The sequence below is a fragment of the Sphingobium soli genome (genome assembly GCF_020782245.1).
GTDB classification, from domain to species: domain Bacteria; phylum Pseudomonadota; class Alphaproteobacteria; order Sphingomonadales; family Sphingomonadaceae; genus Sphingobium; species Sphingobium soli.
Genome location: NZ_JAJGNP010000002.1, coordinates 180,871 through 204,303, shown reverse-complemented (window position 1 = coordinate 204,303; position 23,433 = coordinate 180,871). Strand labels below are relative to the sequence as shown.

General features: G+C 63.8%; 23 protein-coding genes and 1 tRNA gene. 11 read left to right on the top strand and 13 right to left on the bottom strand.

Annotation, left to right across the window (positions count from 1 at the left end; genetic code table 11):
* Position 1: 1 nt before the first annotated feature.
* From LL253_RS03655 to folE, 5 genes are all read right to left on the bottom strand, one after another.
* Positions 2-1,231 (bottom strand): dipeptidase, encoded by a 1,230-nt coding sequence (locus tag LL253_RS03655; RefSeq protein WP_228226248.1) that lies wholly within the window; start codon positions 1,229-1,231, stop codon positions 2-4.
* The gene (locus tag LL253_RS03650) at positions 1,231-3,603 is read right to left on the bottom strand and encodes a TonB-dependent receptor (protein WP_228226247.1); all 2,373 of its coding nucleotides are present in this window, start codon (positions 3,601-3,603) and stop codon (positions 1,231-1,233) included. The genes LL253_RS03655 and LL253_RS03650 overlap by 1 nt, the downstream gene beginning before the upstream one ends.
* A 193-nt stretch (positions 3,604-3,796) precedes the next feature.
* Entirely contained in the window at positions 3,797-4,576 is a 780-nt protein-coding gene (locus LL253_RS03645; protein WP_228226246.1) for an enoyl-CoA hydratase-related protein, read from the bottom strand.
* Positions 4,577-4,663: 87 nt separating this feature from the next.
* Positions 4,664-5,503, bottom strand: coding sequence for an SDR family oxidoreductase (locus LL253_RS03640; RefSeq protein ID WP_228226245.1), 840 nt, complete (start codon positions 5,501-5,503; stop codon positions 4,664-4,666).
* The gene (gene folE / locus LL253_RS03635) at positions 5,500-6,105 is read right to left on the bottom strand and encodes a GTP cyclohydrolase I FolE (protein ID WP_228226244.1); all 606 of its coding nucleotides are present in this window, start codon (positions 6,103-6,105) and stop codon (positions 5,500-5,502) included. Before folE ends, LL253_RS03640 begins: the two co-directional genes overlap by 4 nt.
* A 154-nt stretch (positions 6,106-6,259) precedes the next feature.
* Between folE and LL253_RS03630 the strand changes: the two genes are divergently transcribed.
* A complete protein-coding gene (locus LL253_RS03630; RefSeq protein ID WP_009821277.1) occupies positions 6,260-6,844 on the top strand; it encodes a nucleotidyltransferase family protein in 585 nt (194 codons plus the stop codon).
* On the opposite strand, the gene LL253_RS03625 is transcribed toward LL253_RS03630, so the two are convergent.
* Complete coding sequence (locus LL253_RS03625) at positions 6,845-8,515, bottom strand: MFS transporter (RefSeq protein WP_228220426.1); 1,671 nt, start codon at positions 8,513-8,515, stop codon at positions 6,845-6,847. It abuts the gene before it with no gap.
* Between the two features lie 316 nt (positions 8,516-8,831).
* Between LL253_RS03625 and LL253_RS03620 the strand changes: the two genes are divergently transcribed.
* From LL253_RS03620 to pgl, 5 genes are all read left to right on the top strand, one after another.
* Positions 8,832-10,040 carry an acetyl-CoA C-acetyltransferase gene (locus LL253_RS03620; protein WP_228226372.1) on the top strand — a complete coding sequence of 403 codons (1,209 nt, stop codon included), beginning with the start codon at positions 8,832-8,834 and terminating at the stop codon, positions 10,038-10,040.
* Between the two features lie 108 nt (positions 10,041-10,148).
* Positions 10,149-12,326, top strand: a complete 2,178-nt coding sequence (locus tag LL253_RS03615) for a 3-hydroxyacyl-CoA dehydrogenase NAD-binding domain-containing protein (RefSeq protein ID WP_228226243.1) — start codon at positions 10,149-10,151, stop codon at positions 12,324-12,326.
* Between the two features lie 67 nt (positions 12,327-12,393).
* Complete coding sequence (gene galE / locus LL253_RS03610; protein WP_228226242.1) at positions 12,394-13,392, top strand: UDP-glucose 4-epimerase GalE; 999 nt, start codon at positions 12,394-12,396, stop codon at positions 13,390-13,392.
* Positions 13,389-13,865 carry a YbaK/EbsC family protein gene (locus LL253_RS03605; protein WP_228226241.1) on the top strand — a complete coding sequence of 159 codons (477 nt, stop codon included), beginning with the start codon at positions 13,389-13,391 and terminating at the stop codon, positions 13,863-13,865. Before galE ends, LL253_RS03605 begins: the two co-directional genes overlap by 4 nt.
* Before the next feature lie 2 nt (positions 13,866-13,867).
* A complete protein-coding gene (pgl, locus tag LL253_RS03600) occupies positions 13,868-14,560 on the top strand; it encodes a 6-phosphogluconolactonase (RefSeq protein WP_228226240.1) in 693 nt (230 codons plus the stop codon).
* Between the two features lie 7 nt (positions 14,561-14,567).
* Here pgl and LL253_RS03595 read toward each other — a convergent pair whose 3' ends face one another.
* The gene (locus tag LL253_RS03595) at positions 14,568-14,831 is read right to left on the bottom strand and encodes a hypothetical protein (RefSeq protein ID WP_228226239.1); all 264 of its coding nucleotides are present in this window, start codon (positions 14,829-14,831) and stop codon (positions 14,568-14,570) included.
* A gap of 55 nt (positions 14,832-14,886) precedes the next feature.
* Between LL253_RS03595 and LL253_RS03590 the strand changes: the two genes are divergently transcribed.
* A complete protein-coding gene (locus LL253_RS03590; protein WP_228226238.1) occupies positions 14,887-16,029 on the top strand; it encodes a pyridoxal phosphate-dependent aminotransferase in 1,143 nt (380 codons plus the stop codon).
* Between the two features lie 233 nt (positions 16,030-16,262).
* Here LL253_RS03590 and LL253_RS03585 read toward each other — a convergent pair whose 3' ends face one another.
* Positions 16,263-16,559, bottom strand: a complete 297-nt coding sequence (locus tag LL253_RS03585; protein ID WP_228226237.1) for a chorismate mutase — start codon at positions 16,557-16,559, stop codon at positions 16,263-16,265.
* Between the two features lie 182 nt (positions 16,560-16,741).
* Between LL253_RS03585 and rpsD the strand changes: the two genes are divergently transcribed.
* On the top strand, positions 16,742-17,356 hold the full coding sequence (gene rpsD, locus LL253_RS03580) for a 30S ribosomal protein S4 (RefSeq protein WP_021225518.1): 615 nt from the start codon (positions 16,742-16,744) through the stop codon (positions 17,354-17,356).
* 72 nt (positions 17,357-17,428) lie between these two features.
* Here rpsD and LL253_RS03575 read toward each other — a convergent pair whose 3' ends face one another.
* The 3 genes from LL253_RS03575 to LL253_RS03565 all read right to left on the bottom strand — a co-directional run bounded on the left by LL253_RS03575 (position 17,429) and on the right by LL253_RS03565 (position 18,876).
* Complete coding sequence (locus LL253_RS03575; protein ID WP_228226236.1) at positions 17,429-17,794, bottom strand: hypothetical protein; 366 nt, start codon at positions 17,792-17,794, stop codon at positions 17,429-17,431.
* The gene (locus LL253_RS03570; protein WP_228226235.1) at positions 17,767-18,108 is read right to left on the bottom strand and encodes a hypothetical protein; all 342 of its coding nucleotides are present in this window, start codon (positions 18,106-18,108) and stop codon (positions 17,767-17,769) included. Before LL253_RS03570 ends, LL253_RS03575 begins: the two co-directional genes overlap by 28 nt.
* A 93-nt stretch (positions 18,109-18,201) precedes the next feature.
* Positions 18,202-18,876: a uracil-DNA glycosylase gene (locus LL253_RS03565; RefSeq protein WP_228226234.1), complete on the bottom strand. Its 675-nt coding sequence runs from the start codon at positions 18,874-18,876 to the stop codon at positions 18,202-18,204.
* A 23-nt stretch (positions 18,877-18,899) separates the two neighbouring features.
* Between LL253_RS03565 and folK the strand changes: the two genes are divergently transcribed.
* From folK to LL253_RS03550, 3 genes are all read left to right on the top strand, one after another.
* Positions 18,900-19,421: a 2-amino-4-hydroxy-6-hydroxymethyldihydropteridine diphosphokinase gene (folK, locus tag LL253_RS03560; RefSeq protein ID WP_009821263.1), complete on the top strand. Its 522-nt coding sequence runs from the start codon at positions 18,900-18,902 to the stop codon at positions 19,419-19,421.
* Between the two features lie 42 nt (positions 19,422-19,463).
* Positions 19,464-19,539, top strand: a tRNA-Lys gene (locus LL253_RS03555).
* A gap of 16 nt (positions 19,540-19,555) precedes the next feature.
* Positions 19,556-20,122 (top strand): NUDIX domain-containing protein, encoded by a 567-nt coding sequence (locus LL253_RS03550; protein WP_228226233.1) that lies wholly within the window; start codon positions 19,556-19,558, stop codon positions 20,120-20,122.
* Here LL253_RS03550 and glgX read toward each other — a convergent pair.
* Together glgX and glgA are read right to left on the bottom strand one after the other, a co-directional pair.
* The gene (glgX, locus tag LL253_RS03545) at positions 20,103-21,983 is read right to left on the bottom strand and encodes a glycogen debranching protein GlgX (protein ID WP_228226232.1); all 1,881 of its coding nucleotides are present in this window, start codon (positions 21,981-21,983) and stop codon (positions 20,103-20,105) included. The genes LL253_RS03550 and glgX overlap by 20 nt on opposite strands.
* Positions 21,980-23,428: a glycogen synthase GlgA gene (glgA, locus tag LL253_RS03540; protein WP_228226231.1), complete on the bottom strand. Its 1,449-nt coding sequence runs from the start codon at positions 23,426-23,428 to the stop codon at positions 21,980-21,982. The genes glgX and glgA overlap by 4 nt, the downstream gene beginning before the upstream one ends.
* Positions 23,429-23,433: the final 5 nt, after the last annotated feature.

Here is a 23,433-nt window from a genome sequence, read left to right as displayed (position 1 = left end):
CCTATGGGGCTTTCCCGGCCTCCGCCGCCGCCAGCACGCGCAGGACATTGCCTGACCAAATTTTCTGGACGTCCGCCTCGCTGTAACCGGCCTTGAGCAGGGCGGCGGTGATCTTGGGCAGGTCGACCACATCCTCCATGCCGACGACGCCGCCGCCGCCATCCCAGTCCGCGCCGATCCCGACATGGTCTGGTCCCACCACCTCCAATGCATGAAGCATATGCGTCATGAAATCGTCAAAGGTCGCCCGGTCGGTCTCCGGGTAGAGCCGGTCGATCTCCCGCCGCTTAGCCAGCAGATCTGCGCGCTTCTCTGCCGTTATCTTCCCGCCCTCGCGCAATGACGCGAACAGCGCGCTCATCGCCTTCTGCCGCTCCGGGTTGGGTTTGGACGCTTTCAGATAGCTTCCATAGGCGTTCATCTGGATGACCCCGCCCTTTGCCGCCAGCGCCTTCAAATGCGCGTCGTCAACATTGCGCGGATGATCAAAGACCGCCTTGCAGCCCGAATGGGTGAGCAACACCGGGGTCGTTGACAGCGCCAGCAGGTCGTCCAGCACCTGGTCGCTGCTGTGCGAGGCGTCGGGCACGACGCCCAGCCGGTTCATCTCCTTGAGCAGTTCCTTGCCCAGCGGCGACAGCCCGCCAAAGCGCGGCTTGCCCGACGGGTCGGTCGAACTGTCGGCGAACTGGTTATGCGCGAAATGGGCAAAGCCCACCACGCGGACGCCCATCGCGTAAAATGTGTCGAGCAACGACACGTCCTCGCCCAGCGGATAGGCGTTTTCGATGGACATATAGACGACGCGCTTGCCCTTTGCGGCGATCGGCGCGGCGTCCTTGGCTTCAAGCGCCAGCGCGAAATTGTCGGGATCGGCGGCGACCATATTGCGGATCGACAGGCCGCGCAGGATCGCAAAGTCGCGCGCCTTGCGGAACCCTTCGAACGTCAGCGGTCCCTGGCTCGTGTAAATCGCCCAGAAGCCGCCATCCAGTCCGCCCTTCTTCATGCGCGGCAGGTCGACCTGGGTGAAATCATGCAGCACGTCATGCTCTTCCTCGATCGACCAGCCGGGCAGGTCGAGCGAGGCAGGCGTGTCGAGATGGCTATCGAGCGTCAGCAGCTTTTGATGCAGCTGATAGGTCTGCTTCGGCACCGCCGGCCTTTGCGCCATCGCGGCTGTCGGGAGCAACGCAACGAGCGCCGCCCCCATCATCATCATCGCGCGCATCAGATTTCCCCCGTCAGCGTGAACTGGAAGGTGCGCGGGCTCAGCGGGCGGAAGAAACCGTCGCCCGTCACGGACGAGGAAATATAGGACAGCGTATCCTTGTCGAACAGATTGTCGATGTTGAACCGCGCCTTCACGCTCTTGATCGGGCCGAAGGTCCAGCCATCGCCAATATCGACATAGGCGCTGAACACGGTGAAGCCCGGCACGCTGGACCCTGCGGCATTGGTGAAGGTCGACCAGCGTTTCGACGTATATTTGCCCGAAATATTGGCCACCAACCAGCTTGCCGGTTCGATGGTAATGCCGCCGCCGACGATCCATTTCGCGCTGTCGGGAATATATTTGCCCGCAATCTCGATCGGCGTGGCGGCGGGAATGTCATCCTTGAACTTGGCGTTGTTGTAGGTGACGTTGAGATTGCCATAGGCCAGCCCATCCAGGAAGGCGGGCTTGTACGTACCGCTGAATTCCACGCCATAGGCGCGCACCCGGCCGACATTCTGGAAGAATGTTTCCGTCGCCGCCCCGCCGCTGCCCGGAAGGATGGAGGTGATCGACTGAATGCGGTTCTTGAACTTGGTGTAATAGCCCGCAAGGCTTGCGTAGAGCTGGCCCTGGTTGGTGCGGATGCCAACTTCCATATTGGTCGATCGTTCGGGCGCGGGCTGCGGCACCAGCGCGCCGCCGGCGCGGATGACGGAATAAATATCGTCCATCCCCTTGGGCAGCGCCATATTTTCGGCATAGGACGCAAAGACCTGGGTTCGGCCGTCAATCTTGTAGAGCAGGCCCGCCATCGGCAGGAACATGTCGCGATATTGGGCGCGATTGACGCTGGGGCCATAGCCCGGCACCGGAACGCCGCCGACCGTCCGATAATAGTCGTCGAAATCGCGATAGCCGGTATAGCGGTAATCCATCATCAGGCCCTTGAAGCCGAGATCGAGCACCAGTTGCTCATCGGCAAGCTTGACCGTGTCCTTCAGGAAAATCTGGAGCGTGTCGCGCTTCGAGCGATAATCGCGGCGCAGATAGACGAGTTCATCCAGCAGCGGCGCGCCATCGGGCGCGCCATCGACGGTGTTATAGCGCGCCTGCGTGCGATGATATTTATCGACTTCCGCCCACATGCCGGTTTCGACCGTATTGACGCCCATCTCCCAGTGCAGCTTTGTGGTGATGCCATAGCGGTCGCCGCCCACGCCAGATCGACCGAACTCCACGCCTTTGGGCGCCGTGACGGGCAGGCCGACCGCGACCTGCCCGGTATAGCGCGTCAGGGAATTGGCATAGGTATCGGGCGAAACACCATAACCGCTCTTGTCCTCCCAATAGAGGGTGGATTCGGCCCAGACGCCATCCGCGATCCCGGCATGGAAGGTCGCGCCGTACAGCTTGTCCTTTCGCACGTTGATGGCAAGGTTGTAGACCTGCGCATAATTGCTGTTGGAATAATAGACGCCCGGAACGGTCGGTTCGAAGCCCGGCGTCGTGTTGGGGACATTTTCAATATAGGCATAATCGCGCCCGCATGCGCCCGTCAGGCTTTTGACCGTGCAATTATATTGCGCGCGGGTGAGCGTTGGCGAATCATAATCGAAAAAGTCGTTCGACACGAATTTGAACCGCGCCCAGCTGTCGCCGCCCAGGTCGGCGTGGATCTGCCCTTCCCAATGTTCGCGATCGACCGATCCTGGCCCGCGCCACAGGTCGGTGTCCAGCTTGGTGCGGCTGACATAGGCCTTGAACGGGCCGACGCGTCCCGTGCTCGCGCGGATGAAGGTGCGCTTCATGTCAAAATCGCCAAAGCTCTGCGACACGAACAGGCCCATCTCCTCCTGCGGCGCGATGCTGTTATACTGCACCACTGGCCCCAGCGTCGAATAGCTGGGCAAGGACACATCGCCTGCGCCCACGGCCGCTTCCACCACACCCAGATTTTCATTGTCGACATAGCGGAACACCGGGCTGCCGCCAAAGGCGTCGCTGCGACCGGTCGGGATGCCATCAACCACGAACCCGATCTGGTCGAGGTTGAAGGCGCGGGTCTGGACGCTGTTGCCAAACTCATACAGCCCCAGCGCGCCGTCAGTCTGCACATTGAAGCCGGGCAGTTGCTCCAGCATCTTGAGACCCGAAATGCCCGACGGCGCGGACAGCAGCGCCTCGCGTGTGACCGCGACGACGTTGCTGATCTTGTCCTCGCCGATCGCCTCCGACGCCTGCGAGACGCGGCGGCCCGTTACGGTGATCAGATCTTCGTCGCCAGCGGCCGGCTCCTGCGCCTGGGCCGTGCTCAGGGCACCAGCGGCGCTCGCCAGCAGCAGGGCGGCGCGCGCGGAAAGACGAATGGGCAAACGGACGGACATGAAAAGGCTCCCCTGGCTAATGCGAGCCGATCAGGTGGCGCGGCGATCCGCACCCCCTCTCCATTGGTCGCTGGCCAGGTCTGGACGCACCCACCAGTCGTTTCAGTTGTCTGTTGAAACGAGGTTGGTGCGCCAAGCCGCTATCTGTCCGTCAACAATCTCCCTGTTGTTGCAATATGGCAACAAAAGCGCATCAGCGCCCCTTCCAGACGCCCGCGCGCTTTTCGACAAAGGCGGTCATGCCTTCCTTCTTGTCCTCGGTCGCGGTGAGTATCTGAAACAGGCGGCGTTCGGTAAGCAGGCCCTGCGCCAGCCCGGTTTCGAACGCGATATTGACCATTTCCTTGTTCACCATCGCGGCCATGGGCGGCATGGAGGCGATCAGCGCAGCGTCCTTGAGCGCTTCGTCCAGCAACGCCGCGGCCGGCACGATCCGGCTGACGAGGCCAGCACGCTCGGCCTCTTCCGCACCCATCATGCGGCCAGTGAGGCACATGTCCATCGCCTTTGCCTTGCCGACCGCGCGGGTCAGCCGCTGCGATCCGCCCATGCCGGGCGCCACGCCCAGCTTGATTTCGGGCTGGCCGAACTTCGCCGTGTCGGCCGCAATGATATAGTCCGCCATCATCGCCAGTTCGCACCCGCCGCCCAGCGCAAAGCCATTGACCGCCGCGATCCACGGCTTGCGGGTAGCAACCACGCCGGTCTGCCAGCCGGAAAAGAAATCCTCCAGGAAGAAGTCGGCCGCGTCCTTGTACACCATTTCCTTGATGTCGGCGCCGGCGGCGAAAGCCTTTTCCCCGCTGCCCGTCAGCACCGCGCAGCGCTGCGTCGGATCGCCATCATAGGCGCCGAACGCCGCGCTCAGATCAGCGAGCACCCGGCTGTTGAGCGCGTTGAGCGCCTGCGGCCGGTTAAGCGTGATCAACGTTACCGCGTCGCGCTGTTCGACCAGGATCGTTTCATAGGTCATCGCCATCTCCCTTATGTCCATTGAGGACCGCTTTATGGCGATGCTCGGTGGATCGCCAGCCCTCCTGCCCTTGCAATTGTGCCAATGTCATCGGCACAGATGCATGAAATCGCGCTCATAGCTTTTGAGGTGCGCACCGCCATCGACGTAGAGCGTCTGACCGGTGACGGCGCTCGCGTCCGTCAGATAAAGGACGGCCTGCGCAATCTCTTCCGCCTGCGGCAGGCGCGCGAGCGGCATCATCTCGCCCAGTCGCTCCATTTGCGCTGCGTCATAATCGGGCGTCGCGATGGTGAGGCCCGGCGCGACCGCGTTGACGCGCACTTTGGGCGCCAGGCTGGCGGCACTCGTCCGGGTGAGACCGGCAAGCGCCAGTTTTGAAAGCGTGTAGGCCAGTTGATCTCCATGGGGATGGTCGATCCGCTGGTCGAGGATATTGATGATGCACCGGTCGACCGCGCCGGCCGGCACGGTCGCGAACGCCTTGGTCAGCATGACGGGCGCCGCGCAATTGACCGCATAATGGCGCATCAGATCATCGGCCGTCACCGTGTCCAGCCGATCCTGCCCGAACATCGCCGCGCTGTTCACCAAAATGTCGGGCGGTCGTCCGAAGCGCTCGGCGACCTTCGCCACCAGTTCCTCAGCGCCCTCGGGGTCAGCGAAATCGACGACGAAACCATCCCATTCCGTCCCTTCCTCCTCCAGCGCCAGCGCCAGGTGGGAATCGAGCCGCGTGTCATGACTGCCATGGATGGCCAGCGAATGGCCGGCGCGCGCCAAAGCGGCGGAAATAATGCCGCCCAGCCGCCGGTGCCCGCCCGTCACCAGCGCGAGCCGCTTGGCGGCCAGGGGCTTGCCCACCGGCTCTGCATCAGCCCGCGCACGCCCCAGCGGACGATATCCCGTCTCTTGCGGCTCGATCATGCGCTGATGAGCTTCAGCACTTCCTCGCGCGATTTTTCATCATCGCGGAACACGCCCAGCATGCGGCTGGTCTTCATGATGACGTTGGGCGTACGCACGCCCCGGCCGGTCATGCAGCCATGGGTCGCCTCGATAACGACGGCGACGCCTTGGGGTTTCAGATGCTCCTGGATGCAGTTGGCGACTTCGGACGTCAGCCTTTCCTGCACCTGCAACCGGTTGGCATAGGCATGGAGCACCCGCGCCAGTTTCGAGATACCCACGACATAGTCGCCAGGCAGATAGGCGATATGCGCCTTGCCCACGATCGGCGCCATATGATGTTCGCAATGCGACTGGAACGGAATATCCTTCAGCAGGACGATGTCGTCATAGCCGCCCACTTCATGGAAGATGCGTGAAAGATGATAGGCCGGATCGTCGTCATAGCCGCGGCAATATTCCCGCCAGGCCCGCGCCACCCGCTCGGGCGTCTCCAGCAAGCCTTCCCGTTCGGGCGTATCGCCGGCCCAGCGGATCAACGTGCGGATGGCCTCGCTGACGTCCGCGGGCACCGGTTCCTTGCCGACGCCAATGGTTTCCGCATCAATGTCACACGCCATGGGCCCTCGCCGCTCCTTTCCTGATCGGCCCCGCATATGGCGACTGGGGGGGGCCGTGACCAGTCCTTTCCGCCATGCTGGACACAGCATCGCCCCGGTGGCACATCGCGAAGCAATCGGGATCGCCTCATAAACATGACATTCGCTTCTTCCTATGCGCACTGAACATATCGCCGCCGTCCTGCTTGCCGCCGGTACATCCTCCCGCTTTGGCGAGGAGGACAAGCTGATGGCCACCCTGCGCGGCAAGCCCATGGCGGCCCACGTGCTGGAAACCGTCGCCTCCATGGCCTTTGCCGAACTGGTCGCGGTGACGCGGCCGATTGATGACGCCCCGGTCCTCCATCGCAAGCTCGACCGGCGCGGCTACAGCATCATCGTCAACGACCGGCCACAGGACGGCATGTCGGGCAGCATCGTGCGCGCGGTGCGGCATGTCCTGCCCAACCGGGACGTGCGCGGCATTCTCATTTGCCTGGCCGACATGCCCGACGTGCCGCAGACCCACTATAACCATATCTGCCTTGCGGCCGAGGACATACGGTCCGTCGTGGCATCGACGGACGGCTTTTCCTCCTCACCCCCGGCCTTCATCGGGCGCAAGCATTTCCCCGAATTGCTGGCTCTGCGCGGTGATCAGGGCGCACGCGCGCTGCTGAGCCATGGATTGCAGATCGAAGCGCCCGCCGGCATTCTGCGCGACATCGACACGCCGGATGATCTGGCCACGGCAGGCTGATCAGCTCGATCGCGTCGGATCGATCCAGCCTTCCCCCATTTCCCGCGCGTCGGGCGATCGGCTGAGCGGCAAGGATCCCGTCTGCCGCTCCAGCCGGCGATGCACGACCGGGGGTTCCGGCCGGTCGTGCAGGGCATGAATGGCATCGCTATTGGCAATATCCGCCACGGTGCGCCGCTGATTGTGACGGACATAATCCAGCCATGTCGACACATGATAGCGTTCGACCCACAAATCGCTCTCGCCCAGGTCGCGCAACAATTGCCAGCCATGCGCGCCATCGCGCCTGCGAATCCGCCGCCGCTCGCTCATCGCGGCCAGGAAGGGCACGATGGACCCCGCCGGAATGCGATATTCGATCGTGACGACGATGGGTCCGCTGCGTGGTTCTACCGGTACGGCCGTGTCCGGCTCCTGCCAGTCGCCGCGCGGATCGAGATTGTCGTCGCCAATCTGTGGCAGCGGCCGCCACAGACCCAGCAGGGCCGCGACGAACTGGACCGCTGCCGCGGTATAAAGGGCCGTGACCACGCCATCCTGTTCGGCCACCCATCCAAAGAGCCAGGCCCCGCCCGCCATGCCGCCGAACGCGACCATCTGATACAGGGCGACCGCGCGCGCGACGACCCAGCGCGGCGCGGACATCTGTACCGACACGTTGAACGTCGATAGCGCCAGTACCCAGCCCGCGCCTGCCAGCATGTAGCCGGGAAGGGCCACCCACAGCCACGTGCTGGCGCCGGTCAGCGCCGTCCCGATCGCGAGCGCGAGCGCGGCCGACCGAACGATGGCCTCGACCGAATAGCGGGTGCGCAAACGGCGGCTGGACAACGCACCCAGCACAGCGCCAAATCCGAATGCACCGCTGGTCACGCCGAAAGTCAGGGCGCCACCGCCCAGCAGGTCGCGCGCGACCAGCGGCATCAATGCGGAAACCGCCGCGGCGCCAAGGCCGAATATGCCCGCACGCAGCAGCACCAGCTTGATCTTGGGCGACATGGCGACATAGCCGAGCCCGGCCAGCATCGCGACGCCCAGCCTTTCGCGCGGCAGCAGTTTCGGCGGCAGTTCGGGCCGCCAGCGTGCCAACACCACCAGCAGACCCAGATAGCTGACCGCATTGGTGACAAAAGCGGCCGCCGCCCCCGCCGCTGCGACGATCACGCCGCCCAGCGCGGGCCCGACGCTGCGCGCCAGGTTGAAACCCATGCTGTTCATCGCCACCGCGCTGGGCAGGATGGCGCGTGGCACCATGTCTCCGACAGACGCCTGCCAGGCAGGCCCGTTGATCGCGGTGGCGCAGCCCAGAAGGAAGGTGAACCCCAGCAGCAGCCAGGGCGTCATCCAGCCTGCCCATGCAGTCGCGGCAAGCAGCGCCGACACCAGCAGCATGAACGCCTGGCAGGCGATCATCACCTTGCGCCGCTCCAGATTGTCGGCGACAGCCCCCGCCCACAGCGACAAAAGCATGATCGGCAGGGTCGTCGCGGCGGGCACCAGCGCGATCAGCAAGGGCGACGCGGAAAGGGATGTCATCATCCATGCCGCGCCGACAGACTGGATCAGCCCGCCGAAATTGGACGCAAGACTGGCAAACCAGATCGCCCGAAATACCGGGATGGAAAAGGGCGATGCGGGGCTGGCGGAGGCTTGATCGGGCACAGACGTCATGAAGCGTAATCCGTTGGTGGCGTCAAACCCGGCATTCCTTGGCCTCCTCGTCCACGGGTCGGATAACGAGCCGGCACACATCCGGTTTCCGCACGCCCACGCTGACGATTCTTTGGCCTCAGGGGTTCAAACGCGCCCCCAAAGGAGTCATTTTCGTCGCCTATCCCCCGTTGCGCATCCTGCCGTTACGGCATGGCGGAGGGACGAAGCCACTGGCAATAGACACTTGCACTTTACGTAAACGTAAATACATTCAGGTCCAGATTTCGTTCGTCCAGTGCGACGCCGAGAGGACCCCCATGGAGAGGGAATGACAATGGAAGCCTATATTTACGATGCCGTCCGCACGCCCCGGGGCCGGGGCAAGGCTGACGGCTCGCTGCATGAAATCACACCCATTCAGCTGGCGACGCAGGTGCTGGAGGCTGTGCGCGATCGCAACCAGATCGACACGGCCGATGTCGATGACGTCATATTGGGCTGCGTCAGCCCCGTGGGCGAACAGGGCGCAGACATCGCGCGCGTTGCAGCGCTCAACGCCGATTACGCCCAGACCGTACCGGGCGTTCAGATCAATCGCTTCTGCGCGTCTGGCCTTGAAGCGGTCAACATGGCTGCGGCCAAGGTCTTTTCGGGTGAAGCCATGTTCGCGATCGGCGGCGGCGTCGAATCGATGAGCCGCGTGCCGATGGCGTCGGACGGCGGCGCTTGGGCGATGGACCCGGCGGTCGCCTACAAAACCTATTTCGCGCCGCAAGGCATTGGCGCAGACGTGATCGCCACCAAGTTCGGGATCAGCCGGGACGATGCGGACGCCTACGCGGTGGAAAGCCAGAAGCGCGCGAAGCAGGCTTGGGACGAAGGCCGCTTCAAGAAGTCGATCCTTCCTGTGAAGGACGTGATCGGCCAGGTCGTGCTTGACCATGACGAACATATGCGTCCCGACGCCACGATGCAGTCGCTGGGCAGCCTGAAGCCCAGTTTCGCCGCCTTGGGCGAGGAGATGCCCGGCTTCGATACGGTCGCGCTGCTGCGCTATCCCGAACTGGAAAAGGTCAATCATGTCCATCATGCCGGCAACAGCAGCGGCATTGTCGATGGCGCGGCGGCCGTTCTGGTCGGCAGCAAGGAAATGGGCGACAAATACGGGCTGACGCCTCGCGCCCGGATCAAGGCCATGGCCTCGATCGGGTCGGAACCGCTGATCATGCTGACCGGGCCGGAATTTGTCGCTGGCAAGCTGCTTGCGCGTGCCGGGATGACCAAGGACGACATCGACCTGTGGGAACTCAATGAAGCCTTCGCATCGGTTGTGCTGCGCTACATGCAGGCGATGGACCTCGATCATTCCAGGATCAATGTGAATGGCGGCGCGATCGCCATGGGCCATCCGCTGGGAGCAACGGGCGCAATGGTGCTGGGCACCGCGCTCGACGAACTGGAGCGCTCCGGCAAGGGCACCGCGCTCGTCAACCTGTGCGTGGGCGCAGGAATGGGCACCGGCATTATCATCGAGCGTATCTAAGAACAAAATACCGTTCGCGCTGAGCCTGTCAAAGCCCTGTCCTTCATCAACAGACAGTGCAGCCCTTCGACAAGCTCAGGGCGAACGGATTTGAGAGGTAGCACCACTATGCAGACCATCAATTTCACCACCGACGCCGACGGCATCGCCACATTGATCATCGACGTGCCCGGCCAGTCGATGAACGTCATCGGCCCCGATTTCCTGGCCGACCTCGACGCCGCGATCACGCGCATCGCGTCCGAAGAAAGCATCAAGGGCGCGGTCATCGCGTCCGGCAAGGACAGCGGCTTCATGGCCGGCATGGACCTCAAATATTTCGGGTCGATGCTGGTAAGTGGCGAGGGTCAGCGCCCTGCCCCGGCCGATATTTTCGACAAGGTGTTCGTGCTGAACCAGCTGTTTCGGCGCCTGGAAACCAGTGGCAAGCCCATCGCCTGCTCGATAGAGGGCACATGCGTTGGCGGCGGGTTCGAACTCGCGCTCGCCTGTCATCGCCGCTTCGTGGGCGACAGTCCCAAGACGCAACTGGGCCTGCCGGAAATCCTGATCGGCCTCTTCCCCGGCGGTGGCGGGTCGCAGCGCCTGCCGCGCATCATGGGCGTGCAGGCCTCACTGATGTACATGCTTCAGGGCAAAATGTTCCGCCCGGCCGACGCGGCGATGATGAAGGTCGTCGATCAGGTCGTGCCGCAGGGCACCGCGCTCGACGCGGCGCGCGAATGGGTGAAGGCGAACCCCAACGCCCATACCCAGCCCTGGGACGTCAAGGGCTTCAAGGTGCCGGGCGGTGCGGGTGGTTTCAACCCCGCCTTCGTCCAGACCATGGCCGGCGCAGTGCCGATGACATTGAAGCAGACGCAGCGCAACATGAACGCGCCGATCGCGCTGCTGTCGGCCGTCTATGAAGGCATCACCCTGCCGATGGACCGGGCGATCGCGATCGAGAGCAAATATTTCGCCAAGGTCGCCGCCGACCCGCAGGCGAGCAACATGATCCGCACTCTCTTCGTGAACAAGCAGGCGGCCGAACGCGGTGCGCGTCGTCCCAAGGATGAGGCCAAGGCGCCGACGAAGAAACTCGCCATGCTGGGCGCGGGCATGATGGGCGCTGGCATCGCCACCGTGGCCGCGCAGGCGGGCATGGACGTCGTGCTGTTCGATCGCGACCAGGCCTATGCCGAAAAGGGCAAGGCGCATGTCGAGGCGGTGCTCAAGAAGCGCCTGGGCCGCGGCATGACGCCCGAGAAGATGACCGAGACGCTGGCCCGCGTGACCCCCACCACCGATTATGCTGACCTCGCCGGCGCGGACTTCGTGATCGAAGCCGTGTTCGAGGATGTCGGCATCAAGGCCGAAGTCACAAAGAAGGTAGAGGAAGTGCTGGGCGCCGACACTATCTTCGGCTCCAACACCTCCACCCTGCCGATCACCAGGCTGGCAAACGCCTGGTCCAAGCCGGAAAATTTCATCGGCGTCCATTTCTTCTCACCGGTTGAAAAGATGCCGCTGGTCGAAATCATCCTGGGCGAAAAGACCGGCCCGGCCGCCATCGCCAAGGCGCTCGATTTCGTGGCGCAGATCAAGAAGACCCCGATCGTCGTGCATGACAGCCGCGGTTTCTATACCTCGCGCAGCTTTGGCACCTATGTGCAGGAAGGCGCGGAACTGGTCGGCGAAGGCGTCAATCCTGCGCTCATCGAAAATGCCGGCAAGCAGCTTGGCATGCCGACCGGGCCTCTGGCGGTTAGCGACGAAGTGTCTATCGAACTGGGCGTCAAGATCATGACCGCGGCGAAGAAGGAACTGGGCGATGCCTATGTCCGCCAGGGATCCGACGACATCATGGTCAAGATGACCGATGCCGGACGGCTGGGCCGCAAGAATGGCAAGGGCTGGTATGATTATCCCGAAGGCGCGAAAAAGCACCTTTCGCCCGCGCTTGGCGAGATGTTCCCGCGCGCGGCCGAGCAGCCCGACGTGGAGGCGGTCAAGGAACGCCTCCTCTATCGCCAGCTCATCGAATGCGCCCGCTGCTTCGAGGAAGGCGTGCTGGAAACGCCAGAGGATGGCGACATCGGCGCGATCTTCGGCTGGGGCTTTGCGCCCTATACCGGCGGGCCGTTCAGCCATATGGACACGGTCGGCATCGCCAATGTCGTCGCGACACTTGATCGGCTGGCGGCGGCGCACGGCCCGCGCTTTGCCCCCACGCAACAGCTGCGCGACATGGCGGCGAGCGGTTCGACCTTCTACAAGCCCGCGTCGATGAAGGCGGCCGCCTGAACGACCTATAAATCTTAACGCGCTTTCGCTAGGTCTCCCCGGCATCAGCTGGGGAGACCTTTTCTTTATGAGCGACAAGCCGACGGTCATGGTCACGGGCGGCGCCGGCTATATCGGCAGCCATGCCGTGCTGGCGCTAAAGGATGCCGGCTATGGCGTCGTCGTGATCGACAATCTCGTCACCGGCTTCGACTGGGCGGTGCCCGGAGACGTGCCGCTGGTGCGCGGCGACATTGCCGACCAGCCGCTGGTGGAAGCGACGCTGCGCGACCATGATGTCCGCGCGATCATGCATTTCGCCGGTTCGGTTGTGGTGCCGGAGTCAGTCGATAACCCACTCAAATATTACCATAACAACAGCGCCAAGACGCGCGACCTGATCGAAAGCGCGGTGCGCGTAGGCGTACCGCATTTCATCTTCTCCTCCACCGCCGCCACCTATGGCACGCCGGACGTGGAAGCTGTGCGGGAAGATACGCCGCAGCGCCCGATCAATCCCTATGGCATGTCGAAGCTGATGACCGAGCATATGCTGCGCGACGTGGCGGCGGCGCATCCGATGAACTTTTGCGCGCTACGCTACTTCAACGTCGCGGGCGCTGATCCGCAGGGACGCACCGGCCAGTCGACGGCGGGTGCCACCCACCTCATCAAGGTTGCAGTCGAAGCGGCGCTGGGCAAGCGCGAAAGCGTCAGTATCTTTGGCGATGATTTCGACACGCCGGACGGCACGGGCGTGCGCGACTATATCCATGTCAGTGACCTCGCCGCTGCCCATCTGCTGGCGCTGGAAGCGCTGATGGCAGAGCCGGATCGCAACCATCTGCTCAATTGCGGCTATGGCCGGGGTTTTTCCGTGCTGGAGGTGCTGGACGCGGTCGATCGGGCGACCAACAATCCGATCAAGCGCATCATGACGGGCCGGCGCGCGGGCGATCCGGGCAAGCTGATTTCGGACAACAGCGCCATCCTGCGCACCTTTCCCTGGACGCCACGCCACGCCGATCTCGACCAGATCGTCACCCATGCCCTGGCGTGGGAACGCCAGCTCGGGGACCGCCCATGAGCGAAGCGAGCGTCCGCGCCTACTTCGCCGCGCATGCGCCCGATGTGTCGATCATCGATCAGGGCGTCAGCACAGCAACCGTCATGGAAGCCGCCGCAGCGCTTGGCGTCGAGCCAGCGCGCATAGCCAAGACCCTATCGCTGCGCGTGGGGGATCAGGTCATACTCGTCTGCGCGCGCGGTGACGCCCGCCTGTCGAACGGCAAGGCCAAGGCCGCGCTGGGCGCCAAACCGCGGATGCTCGGCGCGCATGAGGTGGAGGAATTGACCGGGCACCCGGTGGGCGGGGTCTGCCCCTTCGGCTTGACGACGCCCCTGCCCGTCTATTGCGACCTGTCGCTCAAGGCATTCGCCACCGTCTTTCCGGCCGCAGGATCACGCACCGCGTCCGTCGAATTGACACCCGATAGGCTCGCGGCCTTGACCGGGGCAAGCTGGGTGGACATCTGCACCCTTCCTGATGACGCGGAGTGACCATGCCGACCGAACATCTATTCGCCACCGGGGCGCAGGCCGCCGCCGACATTGCCGAGCGGATCGCCACCATCCTGTCGGACGCTATTGCCGTGCGCGGGATTGCGACCATCGCCCTGTCGGGTGGGCGCTCGCCCCGGCCGGTGCTGGAAGCGCTGAGCCTGGCCACACTCGACTGGAGCAAGCTGATCGTCACGCTGGTGGACGAACGCTGGGTCGATGCGGCCAGCGCGGACAGCAACGAACGACTGGTGCGTGACACGCTGTTGCAAGGGCCCGCCGCGCAGGCGCGCTTCGTGCCGATGAAGACGGATGCGGCGGACGCCTATGCAGGCCAGCCGGACGTGGAACGCGCTTTCGCCGCCCTGCCCTGGCCGCTCGACATCATCCTGCTGGGCATGGGTGATGATGGCCATACCGCCTCACTTTTCCCGGAGAGCAGGGAACTGGCTGAAGGTCTTGCCACCGATGCGCTGACCATTGCCGCCACCCCGCCGGCCGCGCCGCATCAACGCCTGTCGCTGACCGCCAGCGCGATCCTCAAAAGCCGCCATATTTTCCTCCAAATCAGCGGCGCTTCCAAGAAGGCAGTCTATGATCGCGCACTGGCGGGCGGCCCGGTCGAGGAATTGCCGATCCGCCTCGCGCTTTTGCAGGACGATGTGCCGGTCGAGGTCTGGATCGCCGAAAACTGACGATTTTTCAGTCCGCCGGATCGTGGCCGGAAATCAGATAGCGCCATACCCCGGTCGCGTTGATGAAGAGCAGGGCGACATTCTGCCAGCCAATGCCTTCGCTATTGTCATCCAGGAAACCCCAGGCGATCAGCGCGATGGAGCTTGTCACGAACAGCACGAAGGCCCATCCGGTGATGCGGCGGCCAAGGTTGAGCGAAACGATCAGCGCGGCGAGCGTGGCCGCCCCCGCGCCATAATATTGCAGGACGGTCAAGAAGGTCTGGCTCATGCCCTGCCCAACGCAGCAGCCAGGGCCATGTTGCCAAAATTAACGCAGGTGATTCATGCATAACGTCGCCGGTATCGACCCTTTCCACGCCATTGCCATCAGCCGGGAGGCGCACGCGCTGGAGGAACAGGGCCGCTCGATCCTGCACATGGAGTTTGGCCAGCCATCGACCGGCGCGCCGACGCGGGCCATCGCGGTCGCGCATCATGTGCTCGACACCGAACCCATGGGCTACTGGGAAAGCACCGCCTTGAAAGAAAGAATGGCCCGCGATTATCAGCATCGCTACGCCGTCACCGTCGATCCCGAACAGATAATCCTAACCTGCGGCGCTTCCCCCGCGCTGGTGCTGGCGCTCACCAGCCTGTTTGCTCCGGGCGCGCGCGTGGCGACGGCGCGGCCGGGTTATGTCGCCTATCGCAATACGTTGAAGGCGCTCTACCTGAACCCGGTCGAGGTCGCCTGCGGCCCGGCCGAACGCTACCAGATCAGCGCCGACGCGCTCGCCGCACTCGACCCCGCGCCCGATGGCCTGATCCTCGCCAGTCCCGCCAACCCGACCGGCACGATCATCCCGCCCGCTGAACTGGCGCGCATCGCTGCAGTCTGCGCCGACCGGGGTATCCGCACCATCTCCGATGAAATCTACCACGGCCTCAGCTTCGGTGAGCCGGCCCATTCGATGCTGCAATATGCGCCCGACGCCGTGATCGTGAACAGCTTTTCCAAATATTACAGCATGGCGGGATGGCGCCTGGGCTGGGTGGTCGTGCCGCCGGACCTTATCGACACAGCGCGCGCACGGATGGGCAATCTGTTCCTGACGCCCCCCGTGCTGGCGCAGCGCGCCGGCCTTGCCGCCTTCGACTGCGTCGAGGAACTGGACGGTCACGTCGCAAGCTACCGCCGCAACCGGCAATTGCTGCTCGATGCGCTGCCCGCCATGGGCCTTGCCCGCATCGCCCCACCCGATGGGGCTTTCTATATCTACGCGGATATCAGCCATCTGACCAACGACAGCCTGGGTTTTTGCCAGAAACTGCTGCGCGAAACCGGCGTGGCGACCGCGCCGGGGATCGACTTCGATCCCGTCGACGGCCACCGCTTCATCCGCTTCAGCTTTGCCGTGTCCACCGACCGGGTTCAGGATGCGATCGCGCGGATGGCCCCCTGGTTCCAGACGCAGGCAGCGCAGTAGGTCCCGAGCCTGTCCTACAGGGCCGGCCTCGTGCTAGGCCAAGCGATCGGCTCTTTTTCGCAGTCTAGCCATTGCCCCGCGCGGCCCCTTGTCCGTCGCGGTCGACTTCGCAAAAAATCTCCTATTGCGAAATCGACGCTTCGGGTCTCAATCGACGCAAATGCGTCGGCGCACGACGGTGTGAACTTCGCACCCTTTCCCACCGTTGCAAAACACGCGCAACGCGGCCGCCTTTACCCCCGTGTCCGGTCGAACTCATTCATTTCATAAGCAATGGAAGCTTCGACCAGCCCGTCCCACAGGTCGGCGATGACATCACCGGGCGCGCCCAGCCGTTCCGCCTCCGCCCGGGCATTGGCAATTACCTGCGCCTTGCGCGCTTCGTCGCGCACCGCGCCGCGATCGGGCTTGATCCGGGCGGCTGCGCGCATATGGGCAAAACGCAGATCGAGCAGCGCAACAATTTGCCGGTCGATTTCATCGACGCCGGCGCGCACTTCGCTCATGCTGGTATAGCTGTCGGGGTTCATGGTGCGAGCACTTAGGCCGCCCGCCCCGACCTGTCGAGGGCTTGACAGGCCAGCCCCTTGGCGTCATAGGCGCCGCTTCGCGATTGGCCCTGCATCCCGGTGAAGCGGCGGCCCTGTCCCTGAAATACGGAAAACAGGCGATACCGGGACCAACGTTGTTAGCATATCGTAAGGAAAGACATATGTCGAAGCGCTCCAGCGCCAAGTACAAGCTCGACCGCCGGATGGGCGAGAATATCTGGGGTCGTCCCAAGAGCCCGGTCAACAAGCGGGAATATGGCCCCGGCCAGCATGGTCAGCGCCGCAAGGGCAAGATGTCCGACTATGGCATTCAGCTGCGCGCCAAGCAGAAGCTGAAGGGCTATTATGGCGACATCACCGAAAAGCAGTTCAAGAAGAACTATGTCGAAGCCGCCCGCATGAAGGGTGACACCGGCCAGAACCTCATCGGCCTGCTGGAACGCCGCCTCGACGCGCTGGTCTATCGCGCCAAGTTCGCGCCCACCATCTGGTCGGCCCGCCAGCTTGTCAGCCACGGCCACATCTATGTGAACGGCGTCAAGTGCAACATCGCCTCGCGTCTGGTGAAGCCGGGCGACGAAATCACCCTGGGCAAGAAGGCGCAGGAAATGGCGCTGGTCCTGGAAGCGCAGAGCCTGCCAGAGCGCGACATTCCCGACTATGTGTCGCCCGATGGCGCCGCCAAGGTGACTTATGTCCGCGTCCCCACGCTGGACGAAGTACCCTATCCCGTGAAGATGGAACCGAACCTGGTCGTCGAATTCTATTCGCGCTAAGTTCTGCGACCTACAAGACACAAGAAGGGCGGCTCCTTATGGGGGCCGCCCTTTTTCGTGGCACGATATGATTCACTGGGCGCTCAGGCCTAGCATCAGCGCGATGGCGGTGAAAAGAATTGTAGCCGTCATGACCGCCGCAACCGCTTGCCGGAAGCCAGCGAAGCGCCCGATGCGCAATCTGGTCGAAAACCAGACTGTCTGCACGCCCAGATACCATAGCGCCGCACACAGCATCACCACCGCCCCTGCCGTTCGCCCGTGGGAGGGATGGAACGTTGGCAGCAGCGTCGCAACCCCCACCATCAGCGCCAGCGGAGCGGTTGTGAAACATTGCCCGTAAAAGGGGCGGCGCAAATTGGAATGGGTCAGCTTCAGCCCCTGCCGACGCAGCATGAACAACGACATCATCAGCGCGAACAGGCTGAACAGCACCAATCGCAGCGCCAGCAGCGCAAGATCCGAACGACCAGCGCCGCCAGCCCCCTGGTGCCCGTCAACAGGGGATTGCGCCCCGCAACCAGGGCTTCCAGCCCGTGGGAGATCAGCAGGGTCAGAAACAGGAAAAGGGGCGGCCGGATGGCGTCATCATATTGTTCATCAGGTGCGTCCGACACTTCGCGATCGGCATAAGCCATCATCGCCAACGGCCGCACCAGCGCCCGCCACAAGGTCAGGGGATAGAAAACCAGCCAACCCATCACCGTGTAGAGCGCTTCGTCGAGCGACTCGATGATCTTCATGAAGTCCATGAATGATCCTCCTGCCCCGCGCCCGACCTGCCGAGCCGCAGCGACCATGGTCTATCGAGAAGGCCCCAGCATGGATAGGCTAGATCGTCATCGTCAGGAGCCGGGCCATGGGCGCGTCGCCGCCACCGCGACGGCCCGCGCAAAGACCGCATCGAACATCTCGGCCGTCAGCCGCCCGGTATTCTGGTTGTAGCGCGAACAATGATAGCTATCGATCAAAACGCGGCCATCGGGCATGCGGTGTTCGGCCAGATGGACGAAACGCGCCTTGGGCAGCTTGCCGCCCAGTATCTTGACCGCCGACTGGTGCGCGATCTGGCCCAGGGCGATGAAGGTGCGCGCATGGGGCAGCGCCGCCACCGCGTCCGCCAGAAACGGCCGGCAATTATGGATTTCCGCCGGTTCGGGCTTGTTCTGCGGCGGCAGGCATTTGACCGAATTGATGATGATGACATCCCGCAGGACCAGGCCGTCATCCGGCCGCGCTTGATAGGTCCCTTCGGCCAGGCCGTGGCGCGCCAGCGTTGCAAACAGCAGGTCGCCGGCATAGTCGCCGGTAAACGGTCTGCCCGTGCGGTTCGCCCCCTGCCGTCCCGGCGCCAGACCGACGATCGCGATGCGCGCCTGCGGGTCGCCAAAGGCCGGGACCGGCGCGTTCCACCAGTCGGGATGCTGCGCCCGACATTCCTCCCGCAACGCAACGAGGCGGGGGCAACGCTGACAATCCTGCGGAGGCTCGGTCGCAGCAAGGGGGCTTTCCACGGTCACGCAGAGCAGATAGGCGCTGGGCCATGGCGGATACAAGGCCCGAAAGCCGCACCCATGTCTATGCGCTGGCGCTGGGATCGAACCGGCAGCTCTCGGCCCGCCGCACGCCGCCGAAACTGGTTGAGGAGGCTGCCGCGCTGATCGGCGCGCGGATGCCGGTGATCGCCATATCGCCAATTTTCGATACCCCGCCGCTGGGTCCATCGCTGCGCCGCTTCGCCAATGCCGCGATGCTGGTGGAAACCCCGCTGCCGCCCCCTGCCCTGCTGCGCATGCTTCAGGCGATCGAGACGCAGTTGGGCCGACGACGCCACCGTCGCTGGGGCGCGCGCAGCATGGATATCGACATCATCCTCTGGTCGGGCGGCACTTGGCGTGAGCGCCGGCTGACGGTGCCCCACGCCGCCTTTTGCACCCGCCCCTTCGTACTGACGCCCCTGTCCCTGATTGCACCCGGCTGGCGTGATCCCCGCAGCGGCCTTGCCATCCGCCATCTGAGCGCGCGGCTCAAAAAAGCGAAACCAAAGCGGCCGACAAGTGGTTGACCATCCGCGCCGCCCCCTTTAGGGCGTCGTCCACCGCTTCGGGGGTCCATAGCTCAGTCGGTAGAGCAACTGACTTTTAATCAGTAGGTCGCTGGTTCGAACCCAGCTGGACTCACCACTTCTTGTGGAGCGCGATGCAGATAATCTCCACTTCGACCCTCTATGAAGGCTGGCTCAACCTGCGGATGGTGCGGATGCGCGCCGACGATGGCGTGGAGGTTGATCGGCATGTGGTGGAAATGCGCCGGGCGGTAGCCGTCCTGCCCTATGATCCTGATCGTCGCGTAGCCATCACAGTGTCGATGCCGCGCACACCCGTCATGCTGGCAGGCCTGCCCGACATGATGGAGGCAATCGCCGGCATATTGGAAGACGACCCTGCCGATTGCACGCGACGCGAAGCAATGGAGGAAGCGGGTGTTCGGCTGGGCGAGCTGGTCCACCTGGGCCAGATCTGGAGCATCCCCAGCGTCGTTACGGAAAAGATCGACTATTATCTGGCGCCCTACAGCGCACAGGATCGCGTCGCGGCTGGCGGCGGCCTGGTCGAGGAGCAGGAGAATATCAGCGTGCATGAACTGCCGCTGGACACACTCTGGACGATGATGGCGCTCAAGGAAATTGCCGATGGCAAGCTGGCGATCCTGCTGATGGCGCTGCGGCTGCGGCAACCGGCCTTGTTCAGCGTTCCGGTCGACTGACGACAATCGTGCGTGCGGCCACGTCAGCAGCGCCATGGGGCAGGCGAAAGCGACAGGGATCGGATGCGCCGTTGAGGCAGATCGCAAGTCCGCTCACGCGATAACGCAGGACAAGCCGACGGCGGCCGGGATCTTCCCACTGCGCCACGGTCAGCAGGTTGCCCGCTTCATCAAGCCATTCGACATCGTCGTCCGTCAGTATGTCCGTGCCATGGAGGTCCGTTTCATCTGCCCGCAGCGCCGCCAGGGCAAAGACGTACCGCTCCAGTTCTGTGCTGCGGCCATCCCAGTCGATCCAGCTGAACGCATTATCCTGCGCATAGGCGTTGTTGTTGCCCCGCTGGGACCGGCCGAATTCGTCGCCGGCGCTGAGCATGATCGTCCCGCGTGAGCAGAAGAGCGTGGCAAGCAACGCCTTGGCGTCGCGACAGCGGGCGGCGCGGATAGCGGGGTCGTCGCTCGCTCCCTCGATGCCATTGTTCCAGCTGTAATTTTCGCCATGGCCGTCGCGATTCTGCTCGCCATTCGCTTGATTATGCCGCTCTTCATAGGCCGTCAGGTCAGCCAGAGTGAAACCATCATGCGCGGCGAGGAAATTGACCGTCCGGCTTCGGCCGTTCGGGAATATGTCGCTTGATCCGGCAAGACGCGTCGCTACGGCCCCGATCATCCCCGCATCGCCGCGCCAGAAACGCCGCATGTCGTCACGATAGCGATCATTCCATTCCAGCCATCCGCCTGGGAATTGTCCAAGCTGATAGCCGCCCGGACCAATGTCCCACGGCTCTGCGATCATGATCCGATCAGCAAGGACCGGGTCGGCCCGCATCTCTTCCAGCAGTGGCGCGCGCGGATCAAAGCCATGGTCCATCCGCCCGAGTGCGGGACCAAGGTCGAAGCGGAAGCCATCGACGCCGGCCTGCTGCACGAAATGCCGCAATGACGCCAGAATAAGCGCACGCATCGTTGGAGCGTTGCAGGCGATGCTGTTGCCGGTGCCGGTATCGTTGATCAGGCTTCCGTCAGCCGCATGGCGGAATGCTCCGCGCGGGTCGAGACCGCGCAGCGATAGGGTCGGGCCATGGCAGTCGCCTTCGCCGTTATGATTATAGACCATGTCGAGGATGACGCCGATCCCAGCGTCATGCAGGGCTGACACCGCATCCCTCAATTCGGCCATGCCACCGGGTGCCAGACGGGGGTCGATGGCGAACCAGCTGACCGGGTTATAGCCCCAATAATTTGTGAGGCCGAGCGGCCCCAAATGCCGTTCATCAATCCACGCGTTTATCGGCATGAGTTCAACGGCGGAGACCTGCAGGGCTTTCAGATGCGCGATCACGGCCGGATGACCGAGCGCGGCGATGGTCCCGCGCTGCGCCGGGGCCACTTCGGGATGACACATGGTGAAACCGCGCACATGCAGTTCGTAGAGGAGGCCGCCGGGCGTAAAGAGCGGCGACCGCGCGGCCACGTGCGGCCGGGGCGCTTCGACGACGCCCTTGGGCAGGAGCGGGGCCGTGTCCCCCGCCTCCCCACGTGGCGCGGCCAGCGCAGGATCATAGGTAAAAGGGCGGTCGATCGCAGTCGCATAAGGATCGAGCAACAGCTTGTCGGGATCGAACCACAGGCCCGCGGGCGGATCATAGGGCCCATCGGCGCGCAGCCCATAACGCGCCCCAGCGCCAATACCCGGCGCCGCAAGCTGCCACACCCCATCGGCCTCTCGCTGCATCGGCAGGCGGGTTTCGCCAGCCAAGGGGTCGAACAGGCAGAGCCATAGTGCGTGGGCGTCGGGCGCATGGACTCGAAACAATGCGCCGCGTTCCGTTAACTGGGGCGCACCTGCGCCCGTGGTCACGCTGCCTCCGCCAGCAAATCGCGATAGAGCGCGGCATAGCGTGCTGCGCTGCTGTCCCATGACACGTTGGCGCGCATGGCGGCCCGCTGCATCGCCTGCCAAATGGGCCGGTTGCCATGCAGTTGAACGGCACGGGCGATCGCGCCATGCAGCGCCAGCGGGTCGGACGGTGCGAAGGCGATGCCGGTCGCCGCGCCAGCGCTTACCGCCGCTTCATTGGCGTCGATGACCGTATCGGCCAGCCCGCCGACCCGCGCCACGACCGGCAGGCAGCCATAGCGCAGCCCGTAAAGCTGGGTGAGACCACAGGGTTCAAAGCGGGACGGGATCAAGATGGCGTCGCCGCCCGCCTGCATCAGATGCGACAGGGGCTCATCATAGCCGATCCGTGCCGCGATCCGTCCGTGATGCCGGTCGGCCGCGGCCAGGAATGCGCCCTCCAGCGCCTGATCTCCCGATCCTAGCAACGCTAGCTTGCCGCCCAGCCCGACCAGATGGTCGATGGCGTCGATCATCAGGTCCATGCCCTTTTGCCAGGTCAGGCGGCTGACGATGATGAAGAACGGCGCGTCGTCCTGGTCGAGGCCAAACGCCTTTTCGAGCGCCCGGCGATTGCCCGCCCGTGCGCCCAACGATCGGCCGCTGAACCTGCGGGGGATCAACGGATCGTCGGCCGGGTTCCAGATGTCGGTATCGACGCCGTTCAATATGCCATGCAGTCGGGCGATGCGCCCGTTGATCAGCCCGTCCAGCCCCATGCCATGATCGGGCGATCGGATTTCCTGCGCATAGGTGGGACTGACCGTGGTAATCGCGTCGGCGGATATGAGTCCGGCCTTCAAATAACCGACTCCGCCATAATATTCGACGCCATCAACGCCCCAGGCTTCGGGTGGCAGGCCAAGCGCCGGAAAAATGTCCGCGGCAAAACGCCCCTGAAAGGCGAGATTGTGGATCGTCACCAGCTTTGGCACGGCAGCGGCTGAACCAAAGCGCATATAGGCGGCTGTCAAGGCTGCCTGCCAGTCGTGAACATGGACGATGTCCGGTCGCCAGCCCCTGAGCGTACCTTCGGCAATATCCGCGCCGACACGAGCCAGCGCAGCAAAACGCCGCCAATTGTCGCTCCAGTCCGTGCCATCCGGGCCGCCATAGGGACCACCGTCACGCGTGAAAAAGGCCGGCGCGTCCAGCACCAGAATATCCAGTCCATCGACTTTCGCCGCCAGCACGGCCCCGCGTTCGCCAAACAGCGCCTCATAGCGGCGCACTGTCTTCGCCTTACCCAGTTTCTTTAGGACTGACGGATATCCAGGGACCAGCGTACGGGTGGCGACACCATGTGCCGCCAGCGCGGCCGGCAATGCTCCGACCACGTCGGCCAGCCCACCGGTCTTGACGAGCGGATAGACTTCCGAGGCGACGGACAAAAGCTGCATCGTCATCGACC